15 protein-coding genes are annotated in these 11,833 nt (G+C 45.5%); 5 read left to right on the top strand and 10 right to left on the bottom strand.

The genetic code is table 11. The annotated features are described in order from the left end of the window. The 6 genes from J7529_RS03065 to J7529_RS03040 all read right to left on the bottom strand — a co-directional run. A partial coding sequence (locus J7529_RS03065; RefSeq protein ID WP_318727780.1) for a hypothetical protein occupies positions 1–984 on the bottom strand: 984 nt, incomplete at its 3' end. Positions 985–1,098: 114 nt separating this feature from the next. After that, positions 1,099–1,563, bottom strand: coding sequence for a phage tail protein (locus J7529_RS03060; RefSeq protein WP_271941335.1), 465 nt, complete (start codon positions 1,561–1,563; stop codon positions 1,099–1,101). Then, positions 1,560–1,826, bottom strand: coding sequence for a hypothetical protein (locus tag J7529_RS03055; protein ID WP_318727779.1), 267 nt, complete (start codon positions 1,824–1,826; stop codon positions 1,560–1,562). The genes J7529_RS03060 and J7529_RS03055 overlap by 4 nt, the downstream gene beginning before the upstream one ends. After that, positions 1,823–4,222 carry a substrate-binding domain-containing protein gene (locus tag J7529_RS03050; protein ID WP_318727778.1) on the bottom strand — a complete coding sequence of 800 codons (2,400 nt, stop codon included), beginning with the start codon at positions 4,220–4,222 and terminating at the stop codon, positions 1,823–1,825. The genes J7529_RS03055 and J7529_RS03050 overlap by 4 nt, the downstream gene beginning before the upstream one ends. A 19-nt stretch (positions 4,223–4,241) precedes the next feature. After that, entirely contained in the window at positions 4,242–5,255 is a 1,014-nt protein-coding gene (locus J7529_RS03045; RefSeq protein ID WP_318727777.1) for a YbjN domain-containing protein, read from the bottom strand. A gap of 35 nt (positions 5,256–5,290) precedes the next feature. Next, the gene (locus J7529_RS03040; RefSeq protein WP_318727776.1) at positions 5,291–5,737 is read right to left on the bottom strand and encodes a DUF29 domain-containing protein; all 447 of its coding nucleotides are present in this window, start codon (positions 5,735–5,737) and stop codon (positions 5,291–5,293) included. 159 nt (positions 5,738–5,896) lie between these two features. Between J7529_RS03040 and J7529_RS03035 the strand changes: the two genes are divergently transcribed. The 4 genes from J7529_RS03035 to J7529_RS03020 all read left to right on the top strand — a co-directional run bounded on the left by J7529_RS03035 (position 5,897) and on the right by J7529_RS03020 (position 7,667). Beyond that, complete coding sequence (locus J7529_RS03035) at positions 5,897–6,658, top strand: MBL fold metallo-hydrolase (RefSeq protein WP_271941322.1); 762 nt, start codon at positions 5,897–5,899, stop codon at positions 6,656–6,658. 63 nt (positions 6,659–6,721) lie between these two features. After that, positions 6,722–6,946 (top strand): cytochrome b6-f complex subunit PetN, encoded by a 225-nt coding sequence (gene petN / locus J7529_RS03030; protein WP_318727775.1) that lies wholly within the window; start codon positions 6,722–6,724, stop codon positions 6,944–6,946. A gap of 21 nt (positions 6,947–6,967) precedes the next feature. After that, entirely contained in the window at positions 6,968–7,117 is a 150-nt protein-coding gene (locus J7529_RS03025; RefSeq protein WP_271941320.1) for a hypothetical protein, read from the top strand. Between the two features lie 94 nt (positions 7,118–7,211). Continuing rightward, positions 7,212–7,667, top strand: a complete 456-nt coding sequence (locus tag J7529_RS03020) for a hypothetical protein (protein WP_318727774.1) — start codon at positions 7,212–7,214, stop codon at positions 7,665–7,667. A 176-nt stretch (positions 7,668–7,843) separates the two neighbouring features. Here J7529_RS03020 and J7529_RS03015 read toward each other — a convergent pair whose 3' ends face one another. Next, positions 7,844–7,996, bottom strand: coding sequence for a hypothetical protein (locus J7529_RS03015; protein ID WP_271941314.1), 153 nt, complete (start codon positions 7,994–7,996; stop codon positions 7,844–7,846). A 195-nt stretch (positions 7,997–8,191) separates the two neighbouring features. On the opposite strand from J7529_RS03015, the gene cobM reads away from it, so the two are divergent. After that, positions 8,192–8,962, top strand: a complete 771-nt coding sequence (gene cobM / locus J7529_RS03010) for a precorrin-4 C(11)-methyltransferase (RefSeq protein ID WP_318727773.1) — start codon at positions 8,192–8,194, stop codon at positions 8,960–8,962. 5 nt (positions 8,963–8,967) lie between these two features. On the opposite strand, the gene J7529_RS03005 is transcribed toward cobM, so the two are convergent. The 3 genes from J7529_RS03005 to rplI all read right to left on the bottom strand — a co-directional run bounded on the left by J7529_RS03005 (position 8,968) and on the right by rplI (position 11,740). After that, the gene (locus J7529_RS03005; protein WP_318727772.1) at positions 8,968–9,777 is read right to left on the bottom strand and encodes a Uma2 family endonuclease; all 810 of its coding nucleotides are present in this window, start codon (positions 9,775–9,777) and stop codon (positions 8,968–8,970) included. 46 nt (positions 9,778–9,823) lie between these two features. Beyond that, positions 9,824–11,182: a replicative DNA helicase gene (gene dnaB, locus J7529_RS03000; RefSeq protein WP_318727771.1), complete on the bottom strand. Its 1,359-nt coding sequence runs from the start codon at positions 11,180–11,182 to the stop codon at positions 9,824–9,826. 99 nt (positions 11,183–11,281) lie between these two features. Further along, positions 11,282–11,740, bottom strand: coding sequence for a 50S ribosomal protein L9 (gene rplI / locus J7529_RS02995; protein WP_271941304.1), 459 nt, complete (start codon positions 11,738–11,740; stop codon positions 11,282–11,284). Between the last annotated feature and the right edge of the window lie 93 nt (positions 11,741–11,833).

Raw genomic sequence — 11,833 nt, 5'->3', positions numbered from 1 at the left:
GGTGAGTGCAGCAGGAGAATCAGTGATGGCTTCTGTTCTTTGAAGCGAGGGAGTTGAGTTTTCTGAGGCAAGTGTGCCAGAAGAGCCAGATGTTTCGTCTGTTCTTTGAGGCGAGGGAGTTGGGTGATTTGAGGTGAGTGTAGCAGGAGAATCCGGTGTTTCTTCTGTTTTTTGTACTGGCTCGGAGGATGTGGATTGTGTATTTTCTCCTATTAATTCTTCTATGCTAGACCATTGCTCTGGAATTTTTGGTTGAACATTTTGATTGGCTTTTGCTTGTATGGTTTCTTTCTTTTGAGATTTTCTACGAAAAAGTTGAAGGGGATCATTTGCTTGTTTATTTGTATTCAAAGAATATTTTTTTTGAATATTAATGTATTCAAGAGGGGGCTTACTCGAAGTATTTTGTGTTTTGTTTTTTTGTTCAATGGTAGACGAGGGAGATTGATTATTAGTCTCAAAACTAGGATTTAACTGGTTGTTTGTTGTGCCTTGAGGATTTGATGAGGTAATAATAGAACGAAATATTTCAGTTTTTTTATGAGATCTTCGTGAAATATCAGGGGGGGATTGATTGGTGTTTAATGTTTTTTTTGCTTGGGGTTGATATGAAGTGTCGTAATTAGGAAATGAAGCTTTTTGAAGGCTGGAGTTTTTAGGTGAAATATCTTTATTAAGTTCAGATGTTTTAGTATTGTCTACTTTTTTTTCAGAAGAAAATGAGGTTTGAAGTGAAGGTGGAGTTAAAGTTTTATGTTGTATTAATGGGGATATTTGTGATTTTTGTTTCTGGAATATATCGTCTATTAATATGCCTTGAATTATAGAGTTGTTCACAAAACTAATATTTATTGCTCCCAAGGGTTGGATGAACTTGGGAGCAATAAATTTTTGTCCTAGAGGATGATGGGTGAGTAAGGAAGAGTTTAAGCCTAATGGTGTTTCTGGTAAGTTGTTTGGTGTTCCGTTTTCTGTCATAGTCAATACTTTAGTCCTTGAGGTTGACTAGAAGTTACATAAGTCTGAATAGAGCTGTTTGTCTATTGTTTCAGCTCAGTCTGGTGGTATGAAGTTGTAATCTCAATTTTTCGGGTTGGTTTAGCGGCCAGATAAAATTAGCTCAATGCCCTCGTAGGCTAGGGTTAATTCTTCGATCGCCACTGAAGAACTGTCTGCTTGCAAAGCAGGAGCTTTCCAACTCACGGGTATTGCGTCCAGTAACGACCACGCTAACTGGGTTTCACCCGCTTGGTTGAACATGAGGATATTGAGGTTATATCGCGTTTTGGGAAAGCTACTGAGGGTTTGTGAGAGCCAATTCCAGAAGGTTAAATCGTTGGTCATTCCCCGTTTTAAGGTCACATCGTCGAATTCTGCATGGCCGACCAAAATGTGCTGGCGATCGTTGAGTCCCCCTTCAAGTAAGGTTTCTTTTTTCATATTGACTCCGAAGCCCGAACATTCACTGAAAGAAGCTTTGATTTCATTACCAATCTCAACGTAAAACCGATTGGTGAGAATGTAGTTGCCTCGATGTTGGGTATAGCGATTCGGTTTCTTCATGACAAGCGTCCTTTATACAATCCTTGACGTTGTTTTTGTTCACGTAAATCTTCGAGTAATAATGCATAAACTCGATCGGCTAACTGTTGGACTTTCAAAGGATCGTCTTGAATTTTTTGGGCGGCTTTTTGTAAGGTATCAAAATTCGTTTGATCGGTGGGTCGGCGGTGGGTTTGGAAGGGTGCAGGAATGGCAAACCCAGCCGCTTTATGTGGATCGCCGATGGGTTCCCAGGAGCTATGGGGATTATATTCATTAGTCATGGTCTGAGGTTTAGGGGAATGAGGCCGGTTTTTGCTAATAGGTTTTGCATTTCTTCGGTTTGCAGAAGTTCCGCAAATTTTTGCCCGATAGGAGGACGGCTGTTATCACGAGCATAAACGACGGTGAGGGGATATGCCAAGGGATATTCACCGGTTTGAAACAATTCTACATGGGGGAAATAACTGCCTTTATCATTGCAGAGGTCGGTTCCTGGATTCAGGGGTTGAGTGTTATTTTGAATGAGGGGTTGAACGGCGGTTTTATTCTCAGTAGAAATGGCTAGGGGATAAACGGAACATTGGCCAAAAACTTGGGCGATCGCCCCAAAGCCAATGCCACCGATTTCCCGTTCCTCAAAGTCGGCTAATATCGTTCGCAATAGCTCGAAAATCGGTAGGACAGAAATCGTAGATTCTGATGGCGTAGTGACTAAAGCATCGGGGTTTGTCGGTTTTGGTAACCCTTGACGAAAGGCGGCGATCGCCCCCGGATCTTGCAAAACTTGCTCCTCAAAAATACGGATGAGTTCGGGATTTTCGGGCACATATAACTTCACCGGTAAATCAGGACCTCCCAACTCTTGCCAATTCGTTACTTCCCCGGTATACAACTGACGGACCCGATCCAAACTCAACTGTCCATTCAAGGTTCGAGGCAAAGAATTACGGCGAAATTCGTAACTAAACGGGACAAAAATTACTAATCCATCATAGGCAATTCGTTTGGCTTCTAAATCCGGTTCATTGATGGCTGAGGCAATGGCAAAATCAGCCCGATCGCCACGCACAGTAGAAATAGCCTCTTCCAAAGACTGCACGGGTTCATACACCAAATCCAGCTTAGGAATACGCTGCCCTAACTCCGTTTCCAAACGCCGTCCCAACGCTACCAAATTCGGTTGTTTGAGTACATAATTCCAAATCCCATTCCCCACGGCTGTATACTGAAACCGTCCCTGGGGGACAGCAGCTACATCTTGAACACAGCAAACCCTCGGATTTTGGGCAGTTGCCATACCATTGGATCGGCGCAGTAACCACCACCCTACACCACTCCCCAAACCCAACAATAGCAAGAGCCACAGCAACCACCACCAGCGACGCTTGCGCTTAATATCTTCTTCTTCTTGTATTTCTGCTGACTCGATGAACTGTAGCGATCGAGACAACTGAGGCAAAGACTGGCGAGCCACTTCTGCACTAGGAAATGGCGTATCAACCTCCAATAAGCGCCAAATAAACTGTTGAATTTTGGGATCGACATCCGGCCAATTTTGGGGCAACTTCGGATTTAAACTGTTTTCTTCTTCAAGCGACCACGTGCCGGTCAGTAAAGTAAAGCTGATGTGGCCTAAATCCCGCAAATCTTGGCTTAATGCGGGTCGTTTTACTGTCATCGTGGGTGGGAAAAAACGATATTCCCACAACCACAAATCAGACAAATAAATTAGAAATTGGGGAAACTCAAAAAACTGTTGCTCTTGGGGCAAAATCAGCAGAGTATCCAAACTCAAATTCCCATGGGGTAACCCCCCTTGAATTTTGCTTGACGGTAGGCGATACTTTTGCCCATGCAAGGACTCTAAACTTTGCAAAACCTGATTCAAAAAATGCAACAATTCAAACTGATCCATTGCCCCCTTTTGTTGCACATAAACCCTTAATGTGGGATAAAGGCTAGCCAAACCCTCAGTGACCACATAACAGCGTTCCTCGTGGCGATCGCCGATCGCATCCCCAAAACTCAACACCCGAAAATCCTGGGCCCGACCATCCGCCAAAACTGCCCCAGCCACATTCTCAAAATTATCCTTGTAATTCTGCGCTTCCTGAATATTAAAATAGCGCTTGGGTAACAAATACTCTTTAATCACCACAGGCGCATTGTTCACCACCTGCGCCCCTTTATACAACCGTCCCATCCCCCGAGTCCCGAGAAATTCCGTTACCCGATACCGTCCCCGATGGCCGATGATCTCTGCTTTCGGGCGTAAAATCGCCGGAAATCCGCATCTCAGACAAACTTTGGTCTCCTCATCCGCTTCAATACTCTGACGGGGCTGATCGCACTCCAATGGGTCTCCCCAAATACATCGGTATTCCGTATAAATCCAGTCTCTACGCGACCCCACCACCGGAGGCGCAACGGTTTCTACCGGTGCAGCCTCTGCTTCTGCTTCCTCCTCTTCCTCTCGCTCTCGACGCAACAGATCCAGCATATCCTGTTGGATAAACGGAATCAGTCGAATCATCCAGAAGGGAAAGAAACGATACAAGCGGTAAAATAAGCCACTTCTCAAGAAGCTCAACCGACTTTGGGCCCGTCCCCGTCCCTCCCGCTCAATCTGCTCTAGAGTTCGTCGGCCAAAAGGCCGATTATTTCTTCCTTGTCCCATCTGATATCAAGAAGTCCTGCTATTCAACCCTTTCGATTGCATCCGATACTGGACTCCCCTCCAATACCGCCACAATCCCAGGTAAATACCGATCTACAATCGTCACATTGGCATACACTAACGATCGCACCAAAGCCAGACTGAGGCGATCGTTCTCTACATCAATGCTCGTCTTATATCGGATTTCACCGTCCGTAAAGTCTAACTCAAAATTGCCCAAAATCATGCCATAGTTAGCTTTTGTTAAGAATTCAGCCATTAACCCCCGATACTCCTCTTCAACTGCAAGAGGACAGATAGAATAAAAAATAAATTGCTTGTCCGCTTCATGAATCCGAGCATAACAGCGCCAACGACCGTTGTCTCCCTGAAAAGCTAACTGTAAAAGTTCGGGTTTTAACTGTATAAATTCCCAGTCATCTTCATGGAAAAACTCCCGCACCACGGACTCTAAAGAACGTTCATTTTCCTCCTCTGTCCACTCCTCAAACTGGCGCATGAATTGGGAAAATCTTCCCTCTTCAGCCTCCGATAATGCCCCTTCTAAACCCTCCTGAACCACATTAAATAGGGTTTCCAGAGCTTGCGCTCCCATCTGAAAAGCTTGGGTCAATTCAGTTAAATTGGCTCGTTTCCAAAAGGTATCATAACCCACCCGTTCCCCATTAACCTCTTGATAAATGGAGAGAGCTAACCACAACTCAGATTGCAGGTATTCTGGGCTTAAAATTGTCCGTAAATCCTCTGGGATGGGATCGGGAATTCGATCGGGTTGTAACATCAGTTCTAAATATAGGGGGCGATCGCTCAAAAATTCCCCAGTCATCTCCCCGCGCCATCGTTTCTCTAAATTAAACCGATTTTTGCCCTCAATTTCTTCATAACTGGGCCCATCCACTGACACCTTTAACCGCACTTCCGGTAACCCCTCGTCAGAGTTCACCCTGATCTCCACCCCTTGCACTGGCAATGGAGTTTCATGTTCAGCATCAAAAATAATCTCTTGATTCAGTTCTAAATTGCGATCGCTCATAACCATTCCCTCTATTCAAGCTGATACCAATCAAGTTAAGTGGGTTTAACAAAGCGATATTCTGTCTGAAAGACCTCTTCCCAAGACAGAGAAACTCCTTCACATTGAACCCCCATTTCTGTTTCTGCATATCGGACTGCTCTTTGGAAACATTTCTCCCAAATCGAGTCAATAAAATCTTGATTTAAGCTAGGGACTTCTTCCTGAATATCCTCAATTTCATCTCGTGCGGATTGAATCGTAATGCTCCAACTCACCGATCGCATCTCTGGCTGCTCGTTCCACTTAATAATGTGGCTCATGAGTCGAATTAATTGACTTTGGATCGCTCGTTTTTCACTTCTTCCCATGGCTTCAATCAGTGCTTCTAACCCTTGACTCGCTTCGCTGGCACTACCTGCGTGCAAGCGATCTAAAATAGCGTTTGCGGTTTGATAATGGGAGTGAATGGCCAGTTGCTGCCAATCGGATAAGATGGACATAACTCACTTCCTCTCGTGGTTTGGCGATCGCGACTTACAGCACTTTCCGCTGTTATCGCAATTTTAACTTATAGAGCAATTCCCTCATCCCCCAGCTCCTTCTCCCACTTCAAAATCTATGCCTACAATAAAAGCACCGATCAAAACGCCATCATCCTTATGTATCTCACCTATCTTGATAGCAACTCTTGGTTACTCGAACTCGGAGGACAAAACATCCTCATTGACCCCTGGTTAGTTGGCCCCCTAGTATTTGGTAACCTACCCTGGCTCTTCAAAGGATATCGTCCCCAAGACCGTGCCATTCCAGAAGCCATTGATTTAGTCGTTCTCTCCCAGGGATTAGAAGATCATGCCCATCCCCAGACCCTGAAACAATTGAATAAAAATTTACCTGTTGTTGGCTCCCCTAATGCCGCAAAAGTCGTTAAAGAGTTCGGCTATACTAACATCCATTCCCTAGAACATGGCCAAACCTATCGCTTCAATGAGCAGGTCGAGATTCAGGCCGTTCCTGGTTCTCCCATTGGCCCCACCCTCGTAGAGAATGGTTATATCTTCAAAGAACTCTCTAGCGGCAAAACCGTTTATTATGAACCCCACGGTTACCATTCCCCTACTCTACAGGAAAAGGGACAGATTGATGTAATTATTACGCCCATGATCGATTTAGGTTTACCGATAGTCGGGCCAATCATTAAAGGTACAGAAAGCGCCCTCAAAGTGGCTCAATGGGTCAAACCTCAAGTCATGTTGCCCACAGCAGCAGGAGGGGATGTCAAGTTTGAAGGCTTGTTAATTTCCCTACTCCGAGCCGAAGGAACCGTAGAAGACTTTCAGCAAAAACTATCGGCTCAAGGCTTAAGCACCCAAGCCCTCTCCCCCACCCCCGGAGAGCGCCTAGAAGTGCCACTGCATTAAACTTGGGGATGGGGAGGATAGGGAGGACGAGGGGACACGGGGACATTAATTGCCTCTTGCCTCTTGCCTCTTGCCTATTCCCCATTCCCCATTCCCCATTCCCCATTCCCCATTCCCCATTCCCCTATTCCCCACTCCCCACTCCCCATTCCCTTGTATGATAAACAATGGAGTAATACGGTTGTTTTAAGATTAACTATGGACATTCTCTCTTTAGGCTGGGTTTCCTTGCTGGTGATTTTCACCTTCTCTATCTCTATGGTCGTTTGGGCAAGAAACGGTTTCTAAGTAATATCTGAGGGAAAGCTCATGGAATCTCCACTTTTCGCCAGTCTCGTTTGGGCAGCTTTTGCCCTGTTGATCTTGGTAACAGGCGGAGTCGTTTATCTTACCTTAGTAGACTGGAACGATCGCCGCAGGCGACTCAAAGAAGAGCGAGAAAATCGTTCTTCATCTTAAATAATGGGGTAAATGGCGGTATTGGGGGATGGGGTGACGCTCCTGAACCCGATCGCCGATTCCCTGTCATAGCTTCCCGAAACATCGAATCGCCATGAAAAACTCTGATACCATTATCTTAAAAGCCTTCTTATTTGCCATTACCGAGTGTGCAGAAGAATTGCCCTTAAGCCTCAAGTTTGGTATTCATCAAGTGATTAAAGATTGGGATAATGGAGACTCAAAAGCCCTCGTTGCCCTAGAAGAATTGCTCTATAACTATGATCAAATTCTGCCCCTCTATCAACAAGCTTGTGTGACACTCCAGCAAAACCAGGTTAAACCCGAAATCGAAGAAGAAGCAAAGGAGACAGAGGAAGTAGAGGAAGTAGAGGAAGAAAAGGAGACCGCTTCACCGCCCCTACCTTTACCGAACTTAAAAACCGTTGGCTTTATGATTTTACGCGCCGAAGATCCCCAAGGGGCAGCAAAACGGAAATTAGAAGAGTATCAGGCTTCTCCAGAGTGGTATTTGCAGCTAACCCTAGATGACTTCAGCAACCGATTGTAAGCTCTAAGATGGCCATATTAGAGTGAAGTCGATCGGAATCTGGCGATCGCACTGCGCGATAAAAGGGCGCTTCATGTCACTATTCAGACAGGAAACGCCCTTATACAATGCAAGTGTTGTGCGTAAGTGCAGATTAAGTTTTTGTGACGAATTCGGTAATTCGTGAGAATCAAGCCTTATCCTAGATAGTCTGCTTCCGCTTCTAGCTGATGGACTAGAGAAACATCGCCTTTAGTACGAGCGACTTCTAATCTGTGTTGTAGGTTTTTGCGTAGGTTTTCTTTATGCGCTTGAGCGGCTTGTTGGAGTTGTTGGCGTTTTTTGTTCATGATAAACAGTTTTTTGACTTTTGATAAGGTAGATTGGGTTTCTTTCTTTTAAGATAACTGATTTAGGGCAAAATTGTAGCCAGAGTTACGAAATTTTAACAAACCCTTGGCCAGCCTTTTCAGTCCTATCCTTGGCGTAGCGTGCCTGATAGGGCTGAGAATTCTGCCAAACTGGAACCTTTTTGGAGCTTTTCAATGACTGACAGACCCCTAAATCCAGCCGTTTATATTGTTGGAGCTGGCCCTGGTGACCCGGAATTGCTGACGGTTCGCGCTCAACGGATTTTGGCCCAGGCCGATGCGATCCTGTATGCCAACTCTTTGGTTCCGAAGCAGATGCTGCTCGATACCCGTGAGGATGCCGAGTTAATCCCGACGGGTCATCAAACCCTAGAGTCAATTTTACCGATGATGATTGAGCGGGTACGTCAAGGTCAGGTGGTGGTGCGGTTGCATTCGGGCGATCCGAGTTTGTATAGTGCCATTGGCGAGCAAATCCAAGGGTTATCAGAAGCAGAAATCCCGTTTGAAATTGTACCGGGAATTAGTGCCTTTCAGTTGGCAGCCGCACGCTTGGGGGTAGAGTTAACGGTTCCGGAGTTGGTGCAGACGATTATTCTAACGCGGGTGAGCGGCCGAGCGTCTCAAATGCCTTCAGGGGAAGAGTTAGAATCTTTAGCGGCCCATCAAGCGAGTTTATGTTTATATTTAGCGGCACGTCATGTAGAGCGTTCCCAAGAACGGTTGTTAAAGCATTATCCAGCAGATACTCCAGTTGCCATTTGTTATCGGTTGGGATGGCCGGATGAGAAGATTGTGGTGGTTCCGTTGGAAAAGATGGCACGTGAAACCCAGGAACAGGAGTTAATACGGACGACGTTGTATGTGATTAGTCCAGCGCTGAAGGGAATCGGAGGGCGATCGCAGCTTTATCATCCCGATCATTCCCACTTGTTTCGTCCTTAAAGTTGTCATTTACTCAGACTATCTGGATCGATACCCAGTTGCTGAAGACGTTCTCTTAACTGTTGAATCGTCTGCTCTTGCTCTTCAACAACTGCTTCAGCGCGATCGGCTCTTTCCTGTTGGCGATCGCGTTCTAGTTCAGCTATATTTGCTCTTTCCTGTTGCTGTTCCTTTTCTTGATACTGGCGATCTCGCTCTAGTTCAGCCGTCTCTGCTCTTTCCTCTGGAGTTAGATAGCGCTTTCTGTTTTCATCATACCAATAGAGCCATTCTCTGGTAATTCCTTGATAAGTTCCTCGATCTGTACCGATGCCTAAATTGAGTTGGGATAACCAGACCGGTTCTCCAGATAATAATTCATATTCCCCCCCCTGGAGTTGATAAACTTCTAGCTTCTGTTTCTTTTTTCGTAGGGGATTATAGATTGCATAGTAGAGAACTCCCAATTGGGCATATTTTTGTTTTTTCTCGCTATATTCTCCTCTTGGTGTTGTGGAGACCACTTCTAACACGAAAGTCGGAATTTCTCTCTCCTCCCAAAGAACATAAGATAACCGTAAACCTTCATCAATGATCCGAGGGACACCGATACTTAAAAAACCATCGGGGACAATAGCAGGTTGGTTCGGATCGGTGTAAACTCCCATATCCACGCCAAAAAACCAATCCATGCGCTCTGACCAAATGAGTGCCAGCATCGCTTTGAGGAGAGTGGGAATTAAATCTTGCAGTTCGTTATCCACAGGAGTCTCATCCGAGTCGGGTAAATCCTGCGCCGAGGGTAAACTATTTCTGAGATGATATTTCAGTAGCATAAGTTGACGAGGAGTTTCTCTTTAGTTTATCGCAGACTTGATTAAATTAATTTTGGGGTTTAGCCAGGTTGTCGAAAAGGTTGTCGAAACGGGTAAAATCAGGGTCGAAACGGAGTTTAACGATTCCTGTGGGGCCGTTGCGGTGTTTGGTGATGATCACTTCGGCGATCATGCGATCGGTAGTATCGGGATTATAATATTCATCCCGGTATAACATAATCACTAGATCTGCGTCTTGTTCAAGCGATCCGCTTTCTCTCAAGTCGGACATCATCGGGCGCTTATTGGTGCGCGATTCAACTGAACGACTGAGCTGAGATAACGCAACCACAGGCACATTTAACTCCCGTGCGAGTATCTTGAGTTGCCGAGTGATTTTAGAGAGTTCTTGCACCCGGTTATCGCTATTTCCCTCCATAAGCTGCACGTAGTCGAGCAGCACTAATCCCAGTTGTCCTTGTTCCGCTTGTAGCCTGCGAAGCTCAGATCGCATCTGCGTCACCGTAGTATTTGCCGTATCATCAATATAAATCGGCAGTTCCGACAAATTCGTTTGCGCTTCAATTAAAGGCTCCCATTCCGTTTGACTAATCCGCCCTGATCTGAGACGATTACTTTCAATTTTAGACTCACTAGAAAGCAGACGCAGCGCCAATTGCTCTTTCGACATTTCCAAACTAAAAACCGCAACTGCTAGGTGAGTCGATTTGGCAATGTTATGGGCAATCCCCATCGCGAAGGCTGTTTTTCCCATTGCGGGCCGTCCAGCAATAATAATCAAATCTGAAGGCTGAAATCCCCCAGTCATGGCATCAAGATCGTAAAACTGGCAGTGGATTGTGCGTAAAATTTCTCCTGTACTTTGGGATTGGATTTCTTCGTAGGTATGAGTTAAGGTTTCCGCTAAAGAAACGAGACCTTTTTGTGCGCGATCTTGGGTGAGATTAAAGATTTTTTGTTCGGCTTGGTCGAGAATTTGTTTAATATCAGTTGCCGTATCATAACCCAACTGTACAATTTCGTGACCTGCTGTAATCAGTTGACGACGTAGATATTTATCCATGACGAGTTTGGCATACTCGTCAATGTTCACTGCGCTCACTGTACGGTCGAGCAGTTGTACCAGTTTGCTCTGACCTCCTACTTTGTCTAATAGGTTCTGATCGGAGAGCCAACTGTTCACGGTCATAAAATCCGTGGGTTTCCCACTGTTGTGGAGAGTGAGAGTCGCTTGGTAGATTTTTTGGTGTGCGGAAATGGAAAAGGCTTCGGGGTGGAGAATATCCATCACCCGATTAATGGCTTCTGGGTCGAGTAAAATACCGCCGAGGATGGATTCTTCCGCCTCAATATTTTGGGGAGGAAGGGTGTCGGGAAGAGCTGGAAGGCTGGACTCGCTGACCATGGGAATAGGGAATGGGGAATAGGGAATAGAGAGACATGGGGATGTGGAGAATAGAATAATTCTACTTTAAGGTTTCCCTATCCCCCTATCTCCCCATCCCTAAAGGGCGGCAACTTGGATTTCAACTGTTGCGGTTACTTCAGGATGCAGTTTAATTTCAGCATTATAGAATCCGAGTCTGCTGATTTCCGGTAGGGTAATGCCACGACGGTCTACTTCTTGGGCAGTCGTTTCCAGGATAACTTCAGCGACTTCTCGGTCAGTAACGGTTCCAAAAATAGCTTCTCCTTCGCCGACTTGTTTGCGAATGGTGAAGCGACCGATGGTTTCCAGAGCAGTTTTGCGGGCTTCAGCCTGACGTTTTTCTTCGAGTAACCGTTGACGTTCTTTTTCTTTACGAATTTCAACTTGTTTGAGGATACCTGGGGTGGCACGCAGGGCTATACCGTGGGGAATGAGATAGTTACGGGCATAACCACGGGCAACGTCTACTACATCCCCGGATTTGCCGAGTTTGCTTACATCTTTGTTTAATACGATTTGTACTCTTTTGCTCATGATGAGTTGGCTTTTCTCTAGTGAGTTACGTTGGATCAAAGTCTTTTATTATATCGGACTTTGAGGGCGATCGCAATTCCTGTACTGACCCTT

The sequence above is a fragment of the Roseofilum sp. Guam genome (assembly GCF_017746735.1).
In the GTDB taxonomy this organism is placed as follows: domain Bacteria; phylum Cyanobacteriota; class Cyanobacteriia; order Cyanobacteriales; family Desertifilaceae; genus Roseofilum; species Roseofilum reptotaenium.
This window is presented reverse-complemented; position numbering and strand designations above follow the sequence as displayed.